Source organism: Arthrobacter sp. FW305-BF8, from assembly GCF_021789315.1.
GTDB lineage: Bacteria > Actinomycetota > Actinomycetes > Actinomycetales > Micrococcaceae > Arthrobacter.
The window spans coordinates 4,146,152-4,164,153 of the sequence record NZ_CP084561.1 but is presented as its reverse complement, the minus strand read 5'-3'; the positions used below and the strand labels follow the sequence as shown (position 1 = coordinate 4,164,153).

The 18,002-nt window shown below is 66.6% G+C and carries 17 protein-coding genes; 6 read left to right on the top strand and 11 right to left on the bottom strand.

Features of this window, described 5'->3' with window-relative positions; translation table 11 throughout:
• Positions 1 to 4 precede the first annotated feature (4 nt).
• From LFT45_RS18880 to LFT45_RS18870, 3 genes are read right to left on the bottom strand one after another with little or no spacing between them, the layout of a single operon-like run.
• Positions 5 to 1,078, bottom strand: a complete 1,074-nt coding sequence (locus LFT45_RS18880; RefSeq protein WP_236805110.1) for an App1 family protein — start codon at positions 1,076 to 1,078, stop codon at positions 5 to 7.
• Between the two features lie 52 nt (positions 1,079 to 1,130).
• The gene (locus LFT45_RS18875) at positions 1,131 to 1,868 is read right to left on the bottom strand and encodes a DUF72 domain-containing protein (protein ID WP_236805109.1); all 738 of its coding nucleotides are present in this window, start codon (positions 1,866 to 1,868) and stop codon (positions 1,131 to 1,133) included.
• Positions 1,869 to 1,878: 10 nt separating this feature from the next.
• On the bottom strand, positions 1,879 to 2,565 hold the full coding sequence (locus tag LFT45_RS18870) for a GAF and ANTAR domain-containing protein (protein WP_236809434.1): 687 nt from the start codon (positions 2,563 to 2,565) through the stop codon (positions 1,879 to 1,881).
• Between the two features lie 195 nt (positions 2,566 to 2,760).
• On the opposite strand from LFT45_RS18870, the gene LFT45_RS18865 reads away from it, so the two are divergent.
• The 3 genes from LFT45_RS18865 (at position 2,761) to LFT45_RS18855 (ending at position 5,708) form a co-directional block, all read left to right on the top strand.
• Complete coding sequence (locus LFT45_RS18865) at positions 2,761 to 4,566, top strand: glycoside hydrolase family 15 protein (RefSeq protein ID WP_236805108.1); 1,806 nt, start codon at positions 2,761 to 2,763, stop codon at positions 4,564 to 4,566.
• Positions 4,567 to 4,641: 75 nt separating this feature from the next.
• Positions 4,642 to 4,977, top strand: a complete 336-nt coding sequence (locus LFT45_RS18860; RefSeq protein ID WP_236805107.1) for a YegP family protein — start codon at positions 4,642 to 4,644, stop codon at positions 4,975 to 4,977.
• An 11-nt stretch (positions 4,978 to 4,988) separates the two neighbouring features.
• A complete protein-coding gene (locus LFT45_RS18855) occupies positions 4,989 to 5,708 on the top strand; it encodes an HAD family hydrolase (protein ID WP_236805106.1) in 720 nt (239 codons plus the stop codon).
• A gap of 58 nt (positions 5,709 to 5,766) precedes the next feature.
• On the opposite strand, the gene LFT45_RS18850 is transcribed toward LFT45_RS18855, so the two are convergent.
• A complete protein-coding gene (locus tag LFT45_RS18850; RefSeq protein WP_236805105.1) occupies positions 5,767 to 6,069 on the bottom strand; it encodes a hypothetical protein in 303 nt (100 codons plus the stop codon).
• 197 nt (positions 6,070 to 6,266) lie between these two features.
• Here LFT45_RS18850 and LFT45_RS18845 point away from each other — a divergent pair, with 197 nt between their 5' ends.
• Entirely contained in the window at positions 6,267 to 7,442 is a 1,176-nt protein-coding gene (locus LFT45_RS18845; protein WP_236805104.1) for a zinc-dependent alcohol dehydrogenase, read from the top strand.
• A gap of 100 nt (positions 7,443 to 7,542) precedes the next feature.
• On the opposite strand, the gene LFT45_RS18840 is transcribed toward LFT45_RS18845, so the two are convergent.
• The 6 genes from LFT45_RS18840 to LFT45_RS18815 all read right to left on the bottom strand — a co-directional run bounded on the left by LFT45_RS18840 (position 7,543) and on the right by LFT45_RS18815 (position 14,127).
• Positions 7,543 to 8,352: an SDR family oxidoreductase gene (locus LFT45_RS18840; RefSeq protein ID WP_236805103.1), complete on the bottom strand. Its 810-nt coding sequence runs from the start codon at positions 8,350 to 8,352 to the stop codon at positions 7,543 to 7,545.
• 33 nt (positions 8,353 to 8,385) lie between these two features.
• Positions 8,386 to 8,742, bottom strand: a complete 357-nt coding sequence (locus LFT45_RS18835; RefSeq protein ID WP_111904956.1) for a VOC family protein — start codon at positions 8,740 to 8,742, stop codon at positions 8,386 to 8,388.
• 169 nt (positions 8,743 to 8,911) lie between these two features.
• Positions 8,912 to 9,724, bottom strand: a complete 813-nt coding sequence (locus LFT45_RS18830) for a bifunctional allantoicase/(S)-ureidoglycine aminohydrolase (protein WP_236805102.1) — start codon at positions 9,722 to 9,724, stop codon at positions 8,912 to 8,914.
• Positions 9,725 to 9,739: 15 nt separating this feature from the next.
• Positions 9,740 to 11,014 carry a DUF6986 family protein gene (locus LFT45_RS18825; protein ID WP_236805101.1) on the bottom strand — a complete coding sequence of 425 codons (1,275 nt, stop codon included), beginning with the start codon at positions 11,012 to 11,014 and terminating at the stop codon, positions 9,740 to 9,742.
• Positions 11,015 to 11,017: 3 nt separating this feature from the next.
• Positions 11,018 to 12,616, bottom strand: a complete 1,599-nt coding sequence (gene aceB / locus LFT45_RS18820) for a malate synthase A (protein ID WP_236805100.1) — start codon at positions 12,614 to 12,616, stop codon at positions 11,018 to 11,020.
• A 23-nt stretch (positions 12,617 to 12,639) separates the two neighbouring features.
• Positions 12,640 to 14,127: an NAD-dependent malic enzyme gene (locus LFT45_RS18815; protein ID WP_236805099.1), complete on the bottom strand. Its 1,488-nt coding sequence runs from the start codon at positions 14,125 to 14,127 to the stop codon at positions 12,640 to 12,642.
• 212 nt (positions 14,128 to 14,339) lie between these two features.
• On the opposite strand from LFT45_RS18815, the gene LFT45_RS18810 reads away from it, so the two are divergent.
• Together LFT45_RS18810 and LFT45_RS18805 are read left to right on the top strand one after the other, a co-directional pair.
• Complete coding sequence (locus tag LFT45_RS18810) at positions 14,340 to 15,095, top strand: IclR family transcriptional regulator (RefSeq protein WP_111904951.1); 756 nt, start codon at positions 14,340 to 14,342, stop codon at positions 15,093 to 15,095.
• A 218-nt stretch (positions 15,096 to 15,313) separates the two neighbouring features.
• On the top strand, positions 15,314 to 16,291 hold the full coding sequence (locus LFT45_RS18805; RefSeq protein WP_236805098.1) for an IS481 family transposase: 978 nt from the start codon (positions 15,314 to 15,316) through the stop codon (positions 16,289 to 16,291).
• On the opposite strand, the gene LFT45_RS18800 is transcribed toward LFT45_RS18805, so the two are convergent.
• Positions 16,288 to 17,769: a nucleobase:cation symporter-2 family protein gene (locus LFT45_RS18800; RefSeq protein ID WP_236805097.1), complete on the bottom strand. Its 1,482-nt coding sequence runs from the start codon at positions 17,767 to 17,769 to the stop codon at positions 16,288 to 16,290. The genes LFT45_RS18805 and LFT45_RS18800 overlap by 4 nt on opposite strands.
• Between the last annotated feature and the right edge of the window lie 233 nt (positions 17,770 to 18,002).

Genomic DNA, 18,002 nt, shown 5'->3' with positions numbered 1-18,002 from the left:
GCACCTAGAGCAGTTCGAGGTTCCGTAGCTGGCGGGCTATGCCCGCGCCGTCCGGGGAGTAGATCCACGGCACTGTCGAGGCGCTGTGGTCCCCGTCTTCAGAGTGCCCGCCGGCGAAGACGGCCTCGCTCACGGACAGTTGCCGGATGGCGATGGCTGCCACCTTGTCCGCGTTGTGTTGCGTGAACTGCGAGTAGATCTGCTCGTCATGCTGGCCGTTGTCGCCAATGAGCAGCCAGCGCATGTGCGGGAACTCCGCCGCCAGCCGCTCAAGGTTGCGGCGCTTGTGCTCCTGGCCGCTGCGGAACCAGCGGTCCTGGGTCAGTCCCCAGTCTGTCAGCAGCAGCGGGCCGGCGGGATACATGTTCCGGGTCAGGAACCGTGCGAGCGTGGGCGCCGCGTTCCATGGCCCCGTTGAGAGATAGATGACCGGCGCGTCCGGATGCTCAACGGTGAGCCGGTCCAGCAGCACGGCCATGCCGGGGGTGGCCATCCTGGCCCGCTCGCTCAGGACGAAGGTGTTCCAGAGCGCCAGGAAGGGCCGGGGGAGTGCCGTGACCATGACGGTGTCGTCGATGTCGGACACAATGCCGAACTGGGTACCGGGGGCAATGACAAAGATGCTTGCTTCCGCCGGCTCGGCACCCGCGGAACGCAGTACGGCGGTGTGCCAGCCGGGCGCCAGGGACACCGGAATATCGATGTCCACCAGGCCGCCGCGGTCCGCCTTGACCTTTGTGACTGTTCCGCCGATCTCAATCTCCACGTCCGAGCCGGGAATGGGAACGCTGGTGAACGCTCGCCAGCCGCGCACATTCTCGGTGCCGTTCCGGGCGGCATGGTCGGCGCGGCTGCCGGGCACGGGCTTGCTGGCCAGCACCACCCTGCCCAGGACCCGGACCCACTCGGTGGAACCATAGCCCTGATACGCGACGGTCTTGGGTTCGAACTTCCAGCGCCGGGCGGTCTTCAGGCGCGCCGTATTGATCGCATCCGAGAGCCAATGGGCCAGGCGGAAGACGCGCGTTCCTGACAAACTCGTCCCTGCCAACGGTGATTCCTGTGACGCCATGTCCATGCCTTCACTCTGCCACAGGGCAGGGGCCCATGGGTTGCCGTCCCGTTCTCTGTTACTCCCAGCCGTCTCCCAACATGCCGCGCAGGGTGGCGGCGTTGCGCACGGCGTTGCCGCCGCCGTCGTTGTTGAAATACGCGAAGACGTCCCGTCCGGAGCCGCGCCACTCCCGGATCCTGTCAGCCCACCAGCCCAGTTCCTCGTCCGAGTAGGAGCCGCCGTACAGGTGCTGGTGGTCGGGCCCGTGCAGCCTGACGTAGACGAACGGGGCGGTCGCCTGCAGGTTGCAGGGCAGGTTGGCGCCGCTCATGATGGTGTACGCCGCCCCGTGGCGTTCCAGCAGCCCGTACACCTCCGGCTGCTCCCAGCTCGGATGGCGGAATTCCACGGCCACCCGGATCCACTCGGGCACCGCGCCGAGGAAATAGTCCAGGCGGGCGTCATCCCTCGCCATGCCCGGAGGCAGTTGGACCAGCAGCACGGCGCGCTTGTCGCCGAGTTCGTGCCAGCACCGCGAGATCCGTTCGATCCAGACTTCGGGACCGTACAGCTTCTTGCCGTGGGTGAGGCCGCGCGGGGCTTTGACGGACAGGGAAAACCCGTCCGGCAACCTGGTCCGCCAGCCGGCGAACGTGGTGTCCCGCGGCCAGCGGTAGAAGCTGGCGTTCAGCTCCACTGTGCTGAACCGTGCCACATAATGCTGCAGCCGGTCCCGGGTGGGAAGCCCCGGCGGGTACAGCACATTCTCCCAGTGGTCGTAGCTCCAGCCGGACGTTCCGATGTGGATGTTCATCCGTGGGAACTCAGTCGAAGTGGGTGGCTAGGGGGCCGCCGCCGGCGGACTCCACGATGGCAGCAGCGACGTCGCGCAGCTTCAGGTTGCGCGTGCTGGACGCCGACTTGATGAGGTTGATGGCGTCCTCCTGGCTGCAGCGGTTCTGCGCAATGATGATGCCGACGGCCGTGTCAATCATGGTCCGCGATTCCATCGCCTTCCTCAGGTTGGCCGCGTTGTCGGTGCGCTGGGCGAGCAGGACCGCGAGCCTGAGGCCCTTGGAGGCCTGCCGCACGTAGTTGACTGCCCTCTCCACGGCGGAGGCGTCAAAGGCGTTCGGCTTCTCGGAGTACAGGTTGAGGCCCGCGCGCGCATCGGCCCCGGGCAGCTCGAAGGGGACCGCCAAAACCGAACGGATGCCGTTCTTCAGCACGGTGTCGTTGTAATCCGGAAACTCTGAATCGAGCTCGAAGTCCGGTACGTGGACCAGGACGCCCTCCCGGCAGGAGCGCAGGCAGGGGCCGTCGCCAAACTGGTACTGGATCTCGTCCACCGCCTGGGCGTGCTCGCTGCTGCTGGCCACGGTGGCCGCCGAACGGTGCCGCAGGAGGGTGATGCCGCAATAGACCTGGCCGCGCGGCCCCGACATGCTCTCCGCAGAGAACCGGGCCAGCTCGTCGAGGAAATCCTGGACATCCTGGGTGTCCAGCAACATGTCCTGGACGTGCCCCACCACGTCGGCTTCATTCACGCGACTATCCACTCAGGGCTCCAATTCCGCCCCGCAACCCGGCAGCGCCGGGAAGACGAGGCAAGGTTGACTGGCAGGCTCCGGCGGCCGCTCCGCCTAACCTCAGGCTACACCCGGCCACCCCTCGTGCGGCGGGTCCGGCTGTGGCACTGTAAGGGCATGGTACGCATCGAGGATTATGCGGTGGTCGGGGACCTGCACACCGCGGCCCTGGTCAGCACTGAAGGTTCCATTGACTGGCTGTGCCTTCCTCGGTTCGATTCCCCCGCTTGCTTCAATGCGCTCCTGGACACCTCCGAAGCCGGCCGCTGGCTCCTCGCCCCGGCAGCCGGGGGCGGCTGCACGCGGCGCCGCTACCGCCGGCACACCCTCATCCTGGAAACCGAGTGGGAAACCGACGACGGCGCGGTCCGGGTTATTGACTTCATGCCGCCCCGTGACGAGGTCGCGGACATCGTGCGGATTGTGGTGGGGCTGCACGGTCATGTCCGGATGAGAAGCGAGCTGGCCCTGCGCTTCGACTACGGCCACATCATGCCCTGGGTGCGCCGGGACAGCCACGGTCTCCATGCCATCGCCGGTCCTGATTCTGCCTACCTGGTGACCACTGCCCCGCTGCGGGGCGAACGCATGCACACCGTCAGCGACTTCACCGTGAAGGCCGGCGAACGGGTGCCGTTCGTGCTGACGTGGGCGCCCAGCCATGTGCGCCGGCCCCGTTCCGTGGATCCGGAAGAAGTGTTGGACTCAACCGAGCGTTTCTGGCAGGAGTGGGCAGACAAATGCAAGGTGGCCGGGCCGTACAAAGATGCGGTCCAGCGCTCGCTGATTACCCTCAAGGCCCTAACCTACGCACCCACCGGAGGGATCGTTGCGGCCGTGACCACGTCGCTGCCGGAGCAGTTGGGCGGGCCGCGGAACTGGGACTACCGGTACTGCTGGCTCCGCGATGCCACTCTGACGCTGCAGGCGCTGCTGGCCGCAGGCTACACCTCCGAGGCCGCGGCCTGGCGCGACTGGCTGCTGCGGGCCGTGGCAGGCGACCCGGCCGACCTGCAGATCATGTACGGGATCCACGGCGAACGCAGGCTGCCGGAAATGGAACTGCCTTGGCTGGCGGGCTATGAGAATTCGGCGCCGGTGAGGGTGGGCAACGCCGCGGCCGGCCAGTTGCAGCTGGATGTGTGGGGTGAAGTGCTGGACTGCCTTGCCCTGACCCGCAACTCGCTGTTGAAGCACACTGACGAAGCTTGGGACGTCCAGGTGGCGCTGATGGAATACCTCGAAGGCGCCTGGGACCAGCCGGACAACGGGCTGTGGGAGATGCGCGGTCCGCGGCGCCATTTCACCCACTCCAAGGTGATGGCATGGGTGGCGGCAGACCGGATGGTCAAGGGGGTCCGGGATTCCCGGCTTCCCGGTCCGGCGGACCGCTGGGAGGCACTCCGCGACACCATCCATGCCGAGGTCATGGCGAACGGTTTCGACCCCGGCCGGAACACCTTTACGCAGAGCTATGGCCGGCCCGAACTCGATGCCAGCCTGCTCCTGATTCCCCGCGTGGGTTTCCTTCCGCCCGACGATCCGCGGGTGCTCGGCACCATTGACGCGATCCAGCGTGAACTGACGGAGGACGGGTTCGTGCTCCGGTACCGGCCGGAAGCGAGCGACGACGGACTGCCGGGGGCCGAGGGGGTGTTCCTGGCCTGTTCCTTCTGGCTTGTGGAGGCGCTGCTTGGTGCAGGCCGGCGCAGGGAGGCCACGGAATTGTTCGAGCGGCTGCTGTCGCTGCGCAACGACGTCGGCCTGCTGAGCGAGGAATGGGGTGTCCAGAGCGGTCGGCACTTGGGGAACACCCCCCAGGCGTTCAGCCACTTCGCGCTGGTGACCAGTGCGCTGGAACTGAACCAGCGCCGGCCCCGCCGCAGCGACAGGCCGCTCCCGTCCAAGGCCGGTACCGGATGACAGCTCTCATCTTTGGCGTTAGGTAAGTATACTTACTAAACACGTCACCGAAGGGTGAAGAAGGAGGAGAGCCAAATGGCTGGATATTTCGAGTTGGTGGACGCTCCCGACGGCGGTTACAGGATCCGGCTGCTGGATGGAACGGGGGCGCTGATGGCGGTATCCGTCACCTTCCCGACGAAACGAGCAGCAGTTGCCGGGGTTGCCCAGGCCAGGGAGATTGCCGGTACGGGGCTGATTCGTGACCGCTGCAAGGACGCAGTGAAGCGCCCGGCCCCTAAGCGTCATGGAAAGCCGGCAAGGCAGGCGATGAAGTCGACGGTGGGCATCGGTTATGGGTCGCCGAGGGCCGCGTCGCACCGGGTGCCCGGGTCTGACCGCGTCCCCGCGCCGATGCTGGCCGAGCACTGAGGTCGGCTGGAGTGTCGGAAAGTAAAGAGTCGCAGAATCAGTTGTCACCGGGGAAGCGCAGAGAGAAGGGGGTCCTGTTCGATGTTGACGGGACCCTGATCGACTCCGCCTATATCCACACCCTTGCCTGGTGGCAGGCGTTCCGCCAGTCGGGCTTCGATGTGCCCATGGCCCGGATCCACCGCTGCGTGGGGATGGGCGGGGCGCGCCTGGTTGACAGTCTGCTGCCGGACTCCCGGAACAAGGACGTGGACGAGACTATTCTGTCCGCCCATTCCGGGGTTTTCGGCACCTACTGGCCATCACTCCGCCCCTTGGATGGGGCCCGCGACCTGCTGGCCAAGTGCAATGAAAATGGACTGGCGGTGGCTCTGGCCTCTTCTGCGAGGGAACAGGATCTCGAAGCGCTTCGCTCGGCCCTGTCGGCGGATGACTATATCGACGCAGCGACGAGCTCCAATGATGCGGAGAACAGCAAGCCCGAGCCGGACATCCTTGTGGCGGCGCTGGAGGCCGTGGGGCTTGACGCCTCCGGGGCCGTCTATGTGGGGGACGCGGTTTGGGATGTCATGGCGGCCAGCAAACTCGGCATCCCCACCATAGCCCTCACCTGCGGGGGCACCAGCGAAGCTGAGCTGCGGGAAGCGGGGGCCGTTGAGGTCTATGACGGTCCGCGGCAGCTCCTCGACAACCTGGGCGGCAGCGCGATCGGCAGGCTGCTGGCCGGATAGGGCTTCGCGGTTTGAAGGGGCCGGGCTTGAGGGTCCCGGCTTGGAGGCCCAGATGCGGTCAGGCCCCGGCCGTGTCCGCCCCGGACTGGGTGTTCGTAGACTGGGTGTTCGTGGACTCGGTGATCGTGAACGCGCCCCCCTCGGGCTCGTCGGCGTAGGTCCCCTTGTTCCACGACACCGCGACTGCCACGGAGCCGTCGTCGTTCCGGACCACCTCGGTGAGCACGTCCGAGACCGCCGCCCCCATGGCGAGGATCTTTGCTTGGTAGGTGCTCACCAGTTCCTCGAGGCTCGCCTCTGTCCATTCGCCTGGGCGCATGCGCGTAGAGATTTCCACCGGTTCGGGCTGGTACAGCGACATGACGGGCGCCTTTCCTTGGGGGCAAGAACAGTTCCTACGCTAGGAGCCTTCTCTGGCCGAAACAAGAGAAGAGGCAAGGATGCGTCCTTCCGCCTCCGCGGCCTCAATAAAATTGGTAAGCATACTGACCTTCACATTCGGACCCGGGCACGTTACGGTCGAAAGGACGCGACGTGCAGCTACAGGAAGGCATTTCATTGAAGGCACTGACTTGGCAAGGCAAGCGCTCGGTGAGCGTGAAGGAGGTACCGGACCCGGTCATCAAGGAGCCCACGGATGCGATCGTGAGAATCACGTCGTCCGCGATCTGCGGCTCGGATCTCCACCTGTACGAGGTGCTTGGCCCCTACATGCACAAGGACGATGTGCTGGGCCACGAACCCATGGGCATCGTGGAGGAAGTGGGGAGCGCCGTCACCAACCTGAAAAAGGGCGACCGCGTGGTCATACCCTTCAACATCTCCTGCGGCCACTGTTACATGTGCTCGCAGGGCCTGCAGTCGCAGTGCGAAACCAGCCAGGTCCGGGAAAAGAACTCCGGGGCCGCGCTGTTCGGGTTCTCGGAACTGTACGGCTCAGTCCCCGGCGGGCAGGCGGAGTACCTGCGCGTGCCATTCGCGGACTACGGCCCCGTCAAGGTGGGGCAGGAACTGCCGGACGAACGGTACCTGTTCCTCTCGGACATCCTTCCCACCGCCTGGCAGGGCGTGAAATACGCCGATGCTCCGGCCGGCGGCACCCTGGCGGTCTTCGGGCTGGGCCCAGTGGGGCAGTTCGCCTCCCGCATCGGCACCTACCTGGGCCAGCGCGTGATCGGCGTGGATCCGGTACCGGAACGCCGCGAGATGGCGGCGCGACACGGCGTCGAGGTCCTGGACTATGCGAAGGGCGTGGCTGACGAACTGCGCGAGATGACCGGCGGCAGGGGACCGGACGCGGTGGTGGACGCCGTCGGCATGGAGGCGCACGGCTCGCCGGTGGCAGCCTTCGCGCACCAGGCGCTGGGGCTCCTGCCCGACAAGGTGGCGCAGAAGGCCATGGAAACTGCCGGAGTGGACCGTCTCGCGGTGCTGCACACGGCCATTGACGCGGTCCGCCGCGGCGGCACGCTGTCCCTGAGCGGCGTGTACGGCGGCACGGCCAGCCCCATGCCCTTGCTGACCATGTTCGACAAGCAGATCCAGCTCCGCATGGGCCAGTGCAACGTCCGCCGGTGGACGGACGAGCTGCTCCCGCTGGTGGAGGACGACGCCGATCCGCTGGGCGTGATGGATCTGGTCACCCACACCGCGGGGCTGGCCGACGCGCCAGAGCTGTATGAGAAGTTCCAGAAGAAAGAGGACGGCTGCATCAAGGTGGTCCTCAAGCCCTGACCGGCAAGTGCGGCACCGGGATATAGACACCGGGCTTTAGCAGCGAGGTCCGGGACGGCGGCTGGCGGGTGACTCACCCGCCAGCCGCTTTCCGTTTCTCCTACTGCTCGCGCCACTCGTGGCCGGTGATGTGCGAGCCGGCCTGCGGCCCCATCTGGAGCATCCCGCCGTCGACCGCCCATGACGCCCCGGTGACGTAGCTCGACGCCGGAGAGGCAAGGAACGCGATGACCGCGGCCACCTCCCGGGCATCGCCGGGCCGCCCGAGGGGAACGCCGGGCCGGTCCTTGGTGCGGGGGTCTTCATCGGCTTGGCCCGTCATCGGCGTCGCGATTTCGCCGGGGGCCACCGAGTTGGCGGTGATGCCGTGGCTGGCCAGTTCCAGCGCAATGGTCTTGATCAGCCCGCCCAGCCCATGCTTGGACGCGTCGTAGGCCGACGAGCCCACCCGCGGCTGCGTCTCGTGGACGCTCGTGACGGCGATGATGCGGCCGCCCCGCCCGGCGTCGACCATCCGGCGGGCTGCCGCCTGGATGCAGAGGAAGGCGCCGTTGAGGTTAGTGTCCAGGGTCTTCGCCCAGGTGTCATAGTTCAGCTCGAGGAACTTGGTGCCGTCACCCGTGCCGGAGTTGTTGACAAACACGTCGACGCCGCCCAGGTCCTCTGCCAAGGCCTCGATGACGCCGGCGCACGCCAGGAGGTCGGTGGTGTCGAGCTGCCGGACCACCGCGTTCCGGCCCGCTGCACGGACCTCCTCCGCCGTCCGCTCGGCACCGTCCCGGTCCGAGTGCCAGGTGACACCGACGTCCAGTCCCGCCTCGGCCAGGGCCACCGCGGTGGCGCGGCCGATCCCGGAGTCGCTGCCGGTGACGATGGCCGTGCGGGGCGAGAAGTCGGGCGAGAAATTCATGGTGCGTCCTTCCGTGTGGTCCCTTTCGAGGGGTCAGGCCGCCGCATCGACGACGCAGAAGCGGTTTCCGTCCGGGTCTTCGAGCACGATGAAGTCCGGGTCATCCGGATACGAGTCCCAGGCCACCCTGGCTGCCCCGAGCTCGACGAGCCGTTCCACCTCCGCTGCCTGGTCGTCGGCGTAGAGGTCCAGGTGAAGGCGCGGATGGGACTGCACAGGAGTCTCGCTGAGCATGAGGGCGAGCCGGGCGCCGTCGCCCTTTTGCGGGACGAGCACCACCCACGTTTCATCGCCGTCCTCCCGGGGGATGTAGCCGAGGGCGTCGCACCAGAAAGCGGTGGCGCGGGCGACGTCGTCGACGCCGAGGACAGTCGTTCCGATCGTCAGCATGCCCCCATGCTTCCGTGCGTGCAGTTGTGACGCAAGGGGTTTCGGGCGGGCTGACGTGCACGCGGGAATCGAAATCGCCGGAGACACGCGAAACCGCCGGAAGCTTCCAGCGTGCTGGCAGTCTTCCGGCGGTTTCGGCGATGTGGGATTGGGGCGGCGTGGGATTGGACTAGGTCAAGCGGACCTGGCGGTTCATGTCCTTGTAGAGCAGGTAGCGGAACTCGCCCGGGCCGCCGGCGTAGCAGGCCTGCGGGCAGAAGGCGCGCAGCCACATGAAGTCGCCGGCCTCCACCTCCACCCAGTCGTTGTTCAGCAGGTACATGGCCTTGCCCTCGAGGACGTACAGGCCGTGTTCCATGACATGGGTTTCCGGGAAGGGGATCACGCCGCCCGGCTGGAACGTCACGATGTTCACCTGCATATCGTGGGCCAAATCGCTGGAGTCCGTGAAGCGGGTGGTCTTCCAGACGTCGTTGGTGTCCGGCATCGACGTCGGCTCCACGTCCTTCTCGTTGGTCACGAAGGACTTGGCTTCATAACCCTCAAGCCGCTCGTAGGCCTTGCGGATCCAGTGGAAGGACACGACGTCGTCGGAGACATTCTCCAGGCCCCACTCCGAACCGGCGGCCAGGTAGGCGTAGCCGCCCTCCTCAAGCTGGTGCAGTTCGCCGTCGAGGGTGAGGCTGACCTTGCCGCGGGTCACGAAGATGACGCCTTCGACGCCGGCCTCGAACTCGGCCTTGGGCGCGCCGCCGCCCGCGCCGATCTCAACAATCAGCTGGGAAAACGTGGTGGCGAAACCGGAAATGGGGCGGGCGATAATCCAGGAACGGGTGTTGCTGAATCCCGGCAGGTTGCTGGTCACGATGTCGGTCATGACGCCCTTGGGAATGACCGTGTAGGCCTCGGTGACGATGGCCCGCTCAGTGGTCAGGTGCGTCTGCGGCGGCAGTCCGCCTTCGGGGGAGTAGTACTTTCCCATGGGGAGATTCCTTACTTAGGAGTTGGAAGTGGTGGCCAACCGCGGGTGGGCCAGTGCAGTCAGCTGGGGGATCCCGACGGCGGCGAGTGCCTGGACCTCTTCGGCCCCGACGGCGCCACACTGCACACCGCGCAGCACGAACGCGGCGAGCGCACGCGCCGTGGCCGGCTCGTCCATGACGCCGCCTTCCGTCTGCTCCACATAGTTCCGCAGCCGGGCCGCCGCGGCCGGCAGGCCCTGGCGGTAGAAGGCATACGTTGCCGCGAAGCGGCTGGGGAGCTGGGCCGGGTGCAGGTCCCAGCCCTGGTAGAAGCCGCGCTCCAGGGAACGGCGCACCAGGCGGCCGTGCAGCTGCCAGGCGTTTTCCACGTTGTCGCCCACGGGAATGATGTTGGTGGATCCGTCGGAGAGCCGGATGCCGGTGCCTGCCACGGCCAGCTGCATGACTTCCTTGGCGAAGTCGGCCACCGGGTGTTCCATGGACTGGTATTCGGCGGAGATCTGCAGGGAGGCGGAGTAGTCGTACGTGCCGTAGTGCAGGCCGCTGATCCGGCCGGGGACGGCATGCGGCAACTGTGCCACAGGGGAGGTTCCCTCCGGTCCGAGGATGAGCTGCGGCGTCTCCACCTGCACCTCGAACCGGAGCCGGCCGGCGGGGAGCGAATGGATTTCCTCCAGCCGGGAGACCGTGTAATCCATGGCCTGCACCTGCGCCACGGTGGTGACCTTGGGCAGCGTCAGGACCAGGCCCTCGGGCAGTTCGCCCGCTGCGGCCAGGCCGGAGACGAACAGGTCGAGGGTTCGCAGCCCGCGGACGCGGGTGGGGGCCTCGAAGCACTTGAACCTGATCCCGATGAACGGCGGCGCGGAGCCGGCCGACACAGCGGCCGCCACGGCGGACGCCGCGGCAACCGCGCCGGCGTCCTCGGCGTCGTCGCCCCGGTCCCCGAACCCGTCCTCGAAGTCGAGCCGGAGGTCTTCGATCGGTTCGGCGCCCAGCTTCGCCTCCACCCGGGAAGCGACGGCCTCGGCGAGCTCGGCGTCCTGGCCCAGCAGCGCACCGAGCCGGGCCAGCCCGCCGTGGGCGGCCGCCGTCGCCAGCGCCTGGGTTCCCCAGTCGGCGGCGAGCGACGGCGTGAAACGGTCAGCGGGGACGTACACGGTGTGGACGGGCTGGCGGGAGCCGTCGTCGCCCGGGTAGTTCTGCTCGAGCAGCCGGTCGGTGTCCGCCAGCTGCCCATCGATCCGGGCCAGGTCCGCCGCGGTCAGCGATGTTTCGGGTACCGCCATGCCTCAGCCCACCAGTTCGTAGGCGGGGGTGGTGAGGAAGTCGGTGTAGTCCTCGGAGAGGCAGATGTCGCCGATCAGGGCGCTGGCGGGCTGGTAGTAGCGGACGAACGCTTCCTCGCCCACCTCGCCGCGCAGCTTTTCGGTTTCCTCGGCGAGGATCCGGGTGACCAGCTCTCGGGTGACCTTGTTGCCTGTGTCCGCCAGGACCACCTCGTTACGGATCTGCTGCCAGACCTGTGAACGGGAGATTTCCGCCGTCGCGGCGTCCTCCATCAGGTTGTGGATGGCCACCGCGCCGTTGCCGGAGATCCAGACGGCGGTGTAGGCCACCGCGACGTAGAGGTTCAGGCGGAGGCCGGCTTCGGTGACCTGGCCCTCGGCAGAGGCGATGTCCAGGAGCTGGCCGGCCGTGACCGAGACTTCGGGGCGCTGCTTGTCCAGCTGGTTGGGGCGGTCACCGAGCACTGAATCGAAGACCTCCTGGCAGACGGGCACGAGGTCCGGGTGGGCCACCCACGAGCCGTCGAAGCCGTCGTTCGCCTCGCGGGTTTTGTCCGCGCGGACCTTCTCGAAGGCCTGGGCGGTGACCTCGGGTTCGCGCCGGTTGGGGATGACCGCGGCCATGCCGCCCATCGCGAAGGCACCGCGGTGGTGGCAGGTCTTGACCAGCAGCTCCGTGTAGGCCCGCATGAACGGCGCCGTCATGGCCACGGTGGCGCGGTCCGGCAGCACGAAGCTGGCGCCGGCGTCGCGGAAGTACTTGATGATGCTGAACAGGTAGTCCCAGCGGCCGGCGTTCAGGCCCGAGGCGTGGTCCCGCAGCTCGTAGAGGATCTCGTCCATCTCGAACGCCGCCGGGATGGTTTCGATCAGGACAGTGGCGCGGATGGTGCCCTGGCCGAGGCCGAGGTAGTCCTGGGCGAACACGAACACGTCGTTCCACAGCCGGGCCTCGAGGTGGCTCTCCATCTTCGGCAGGTAGTAGTACGGGCCCTGGCCGTTGAGCACCAGCTGCTTGGCGATGTGGAAAAAGTGCAGGCCGAAGTCCACCAGCGCGCCGACGGCGGGTTCGCCGTCGAGCAGCAGGTGCCGCTCCTCCATGTGCCAGCCGCGGGGGCGGGCCACGATGACGGCCAGCGGGGCGTCGGTGCGGAGCCGGTACTCCTTGCCCTCGGGGGAGGTGTAGCTCAGCGTCCCGGTGGCGGCATCGCGGAGGTTGAGGATGGCGTCGATGACGTTGTCCCACGTGGGGGTGCTGGCGTCCTCAAGGTCGGCGAGCCACACCTTCGCACCGGAGTTCAGCGCGTTGATGGCCATCTTCGCCGGCGACGCCGGCCCGGTCATCTCGACCCGGCGGTCCTGCAGGGCCGCCGGTGCCGGCGCAACCTTCCAGTCGCCGTCGCGCACGTTCTTGGTTTCCGGCAGGAAATCCAGGCTGCCGGTCCTGGCCACCTGCTCGCGCTTGGCCTTGCGGGCCGTGAGCAGCTCGCCGCGCCGGCCGGCGAAGCGCTTGTGGAGCTCCTCAACGAACGCCAGGGCCTTCGGGGTGAGAATCTCCTCCGCACGCTCGATCGGCCGGGGGTCTGTGACTGTGATAGCCATTGTGGGTCCTTTCCAGGGCTGATTCAGGCGTTGGCGAGAGCTGCTGTGTCTGCCGCAGCAGAGGCTGCTTCTTCTGTTGAGTCTTCCGCTGTTGCCTTCGCGATGCCAGTACCTGCTGCGGCGTGGGCCGCCGCGGCGGCTGCGTTTGCTACCGCAGAAGCGACGTCGGCGGCCACGTGGGGGTCGAAGACGCTGGGGATGATGTAGCTGGCGTTGAGCTCGTCGTCAGCAACCCGGTTGGCTATCGCCTCGGCGGCAGCCACCAGCATCTCCGGCGTGATGTCCGATGCCCCGGCGTCCAGCAGCCCCCGGAAGAAGCCCGGGAAGGCCAGGACATTGTTGATCTGGTTCGGGAAGTCGCTGCGGCCGGTGGCGACGACGGCTGCGTGCCTGGAGGCCACTGTCGGGTCGATTTCCGGCGTCGGGTTGGCCATGGCGAAGACGATGGCTTTGTCCGCCATCGAGGCAACCTGCTCCTCGCCGATCACATGCGGGGCGCTCACGCCGATGAAGACGTCGGCACCCTTGAGGGCCTCGTGCAGCGTGCCGTCGAAGCCTTCCGCGTTGGTGTTCGCGGCAATCCAGGTGCGGTGCTCGTCGTCGTACTTCTCACCCGAGTGGATGGCGCCGGAGCGGCCGGCGGCGATGATGTGCTGTGCGCCCTGCGCCTTGAGGAGCTGGATGATCGCGGAGCCGGCGGCGCCGACGCCGGAGACCACGATCTTCACCTCGGAGAGTTTCTTGCCCACGACGCGCAGGGCGTTGACCAGGGCGGCGAGCGTGACGATGGCGGTGCCGTGCTGGTCGTCGTGGAAGACCGGGATGTCGAGTTCCTCGCGGAGCCGGTTTTCGATCTCGAAGCAGCGCGGGGCCGCGATGTCCTCGAGGTTGACGCCGCCGTAGACGGGCGCCAGGGCCTTGACGATCTTGATGATCTCCTCGGTGTCCTGGGTGTCCAGGCAGACGGGCCAGGCATCGACGTTGGCGAACTGCTTGAACAGTGCGGCCTTGCCCTCCATGACGGGAAGCGCGGCTGCGGGGCCGATGTTGCCGAGGCCCAGGACGGCCGAGCCGTCGGTGACCACGGCGATCGTGTTCCGCTTGACCGTCAGGTTCCGGGCGGCGTCGGGGTTTTCGGCGATGGCAAGGCAGACGCGGGCGACGCCGGGGGTGTAGGCGCGGGAGAGGTCGTCGCGGTTGCGCAGCGCCACCTTCGGCACCACCTCGAGCTTGCCGCCGAGGTGCATCAGGAAGGTGCGGTCCGAGACGTTGCGCACGGTGACGCCGTCGAGCGCGTTGAGCGCATCCTTCACGCGGTCCGCGTGGTCCTGGTCGGTGGTGTTGCAGGTGACGTCAACAACCAGCGTCTCATGGTGGGACTCGGTGACGTCCAGCGCGGTGATCGCCGCTCCGGCCGCGCCGACGGCTGCCGCGAGCTCGCTGGTGGCTGTGAAGCTCGACGGTGCCTCCACGCGCAGGGTGATTGAGTTTCCGGGGCTCGGGTTCGCCATTGAATGTCCTCCTGATTGGGCCCATCGCTGAGGTGGGCTGCTCTCGTGAATGTTTTCGTATTATGGATATTATTATCTACTTTATGGAAATACAAGCCCTTGGTGGTTTCATCGACGCACCCCGCGGGCGTGCTGTATCTTTGGCTGTCTAAGCAACTTTTTTCACGATGCGGATAAGAGTTGTCGTATTCAAGACAACAGGAGAGTGCTACATGGCTGAGAAGGCCTCCGGAGGCGTGCAGTCCGTTGAGCGCGTCTTTGAACTTTTGGAACTGATCACCGACGCCGGCGGCGACGTCACGCTCAGCGAGCTCTCCTCCTCCACCGATTTGCCCCTGCCGACGATCCACCGGCTGCTGCGCACGCTCGTGGCGCTGGGGTACATCCGCCAGCTGCCCAACCGCCGCTACGCCCTCGGCCCGCGGCTGATCCGGCTCGGCGAAGGCGCCAACAAGCAGCTCGGTGCCCTGGCGCGGCCGCAGCTGAAGTCCCTTGTGGACCGGCTGGGGGAGACCTCGAACATGGCCGTGCTGGACTCGGACATGGTGATCTACGTGGCCCAGGTGCCGTCGCTGCACTCGATGCGCATGTTCACCGAGGTGGGCCGCCGCGCCCATACCCACGACACCGGCGTCGGCAAGGCCATCCTGGCGCAGCTGGACGACGAGGTGGTCCGCGGCATCGTGACCCGCACCGGCATGCCCACTCCCACGGCCAAGAGCATCGGCGACTTCGATTCCCTGATCGCCGACCTCAACCGGATCCGGGAACGCGGCTACTCGATCGACGAGGAGGAGCAGGAGCTCGGCGTGCGCTGCTTCGCCATGGCCGTGCCCAACGCCCCCACGCCCACCGCCATCTCCGTCTCCGGGCCAGTCTCCCGCGTGGACCAGTCCTTCGCCGACCGCGCCGTGCCGCTCCTCCGCGAAGCAGCCCAGGCCATCTCGGACGAGCTCAACCAAAACTGACGCCCTTTCCCGCACCGACGTCCCGCCGTCGTTCTGCAATACAGCGCGAACGTGCAGGTGATGCCCTCAAATCCCGGATTTGAGGGCATTACCTGCTTGTTCGCGTTGGCTAGTTGTAGTTCCCACGGACGTTGTGAACAGCGTGGCTTGATGTAAAAGGCGAGGGCCTCCGGTATCGATTTGGGTTACCACACTCATCTCGACGCCAGGAGGCCCTCGTGTCCTACGTTACCCATGCCAATGCCGACCTGACACCCAAGGCCAGGGGGAAGCTCGCCCGCTTGGTCATCGAGCAAGGCTGGACGCTGCGCCGGGCCGCGGAGCGGTTCCAGTGCTCGCCGGCAACGGCCAAGAAGTGGGTGGACCGGTACCGGACCCTCGGCGAGGACGGCATGGCTGATGCGTCGTCCCGACCGCTACGCAGTCCCAACCGGACGCCCATGCGCAGAGAACGGCGGATTGTGGCGTTGCGTTTTAATCGCCGCTGGGGACCGCACCGGATCGCGGCCCACCTGCACCTGGCCCGCTCGACCGTAGCCAAGATTCTGGAAAGGTACCGGATGCCGGCGCTGTCCTGCCTGGACCAGGGCACCGGGCTGCCCGTCCGCAAGCCCGCACCGCAACGCTACGAACACGAGAACGCCGGGGATCTGGTCCACGTGGACATCAAGAAGCTCGGACGAATCCCTGACGGCGGCGGACACCGCGCCCTGGGACGTGCCAAGGGTCGGCGGAACCGCCACGCCGGGACCGGGTACGCCTATCTGCACCACGCCGTCGATGACCACTCGCGTTTGGCGTACTCGGAAATCCTCGGTGACGAGACGAAGGAAACCGCATCCGCCTTCTGGATCCGCGCCGTCGCGTTCTTCGCCGCGCACGGAATCGTCGTCAAGGCCGTGCTCACCGATAACGGATCCTGCTACCGCTCCAGAGCCTTCGCAGCTGCCTTGGGTCCGCACGTCAAGCACCGGCGGACCCGCCCCTACCGGCCGCAAACCAACGGCAAGGTAGAACGCTTCAACCGGACACTCGCCAGTGAATGGGCCTACGCCAGGCCATACACCTCAGAAACCGAGCGTGCCGCCACCTATGAGGCATGGCTCCACCACTACAATCACCACAGAACCTATACCGGCATCGGAGGCAAGACCCCCATCAGCCGCGTTCACAACCTCAGTGGGAATTACAGCTAGTGCTCGGACTTGGATGACGTCTGGATGGGGACTTCCTTGCCGTCGCAGTCGATCAGTTTCCCGCCTTCGAACCGGTCGCCGTCGGCGAGGCACTTGAGGTCGTCTTCCTGGACGACACGTCCGGTGCCCGCCACGAACACTGACTGGTTCTCCGAATTGCCCGCCTTGAGGTGGTTGAAGAGCAGGTTCAGCAGGATGGCCATGACCGCGGCCGAGCTGATGCCGGAGTGGAAGATGGTGCTGAACCAGGACGGGAACTGGTCGTAGAACGACGGTGCCGCGATCGGGATCATGCCGAAGCCGATGGATGCGGCCACGATGATCAGGTTCATGTTGTTGCGGTACTCCACCTTGGAGAGCGTCCGGATGCCGCTGGCGGCAACAGTTCCAAAGAGTACGACGCCGGCACCGCCCAGGACGGGCGTCGGCACCGCCGCGACCACCCGGCCAAGGACAGGGAGGAGGCCGAGAATGACGAGGATGAGGCCGCCGGCGCTGACGACGAACCGGCTCTTGACGCCGGTGATGGCTACCAGGCCGACGTTCTGGGCAAAGGCGCTCTGGGTGAAGGAGTTGAACAACGGGGAGATGGCGCTGGAGAGCATGTCAGCCCGCAGGCCGTTCCCGATCCGCTTGGAATCGACCTTGGTGCCCACGATCTCGCCCACCGCGATGATGTCCGCGGAGGTCTCGGTGAGCGTCACCAGGATGACGATCAGCATGGAGATGATCGCTGCGATTTCGAACGTTGGCGGACCGAAGGCGAACGGGGTGGGGAACGCGACAATCTCGCCCGTGCCCACCTTGGAAAAGTCGGCCATGCCAAAGGCGAAGGCGATCAGGGTCCCCAGAACCATCGCGAGCAGGATGGACAGCCTTGAGATGGCGGCGTTGCCCACCTTGCTGAGCAGCAGGACGATCGCCATGGTGGCTGCGGCCAGGCCGATGTTGGCCATGCTGCCGTAGTTCGGGGCCGCCTTGTTGCCGCCCATGGCCCAGTTGGCGGCCACCGGCATCAGCGTGAGGCCGATGGTGGTGATCACCGTGCCGGTGACAACCGGCGGGAAGAACTTGATGATCCGGGAGAACAGCGGGGTGATGAGCAGCCCGATCAGCGAGGCCGCGATCACGGAACCGAAGACCGACTGGATTCCGCCGCCGCCGTGGACAATCGCCACCATCGTGGAGACGCCGGCGAAGGAGACGCCTTGGACCAGCGGGAGCTGGGAGCCGAAGAAGCGGATGCCGACGGTCTGCAGGATGGTGGCCAGTCCGCCGACGAAGAGGCAGGCGGCAATCAGCAGGCCGATGTCCTGGGACGACATGCCGGCCGCGGCACCGATGATGAGGGGCGGGGCGATGATACCGCCGTACATGGTGAGGACGTGCTGGAACCCGTAGGCGAAAGTGCTGCCGATCGAGAGGCGCTGATCTTCCGGGCGGGTTGCCGCTGGGCGGCTTTTCTTGGTGATGTTCATGGCAGACTTTCTTGGTTCATGGCAGACGCCTTCGTCTGGCTAACAATGTCTGGCTAACAATTTGAGACTTGTGGTGGGGCCTGGAGTCTCGGTGGCTTGGAGTTTTTGTCCACTTATTGGGGGCTTAGCGGTGTTTAAGTCGCGATATCTGGACAAAAACTCGGGACCTTTGTGGTGAGGCGGGGCCGGCCGAGCCCGGTGGTCGAGCCTGTCGAGACCGGAGGATTTCGACA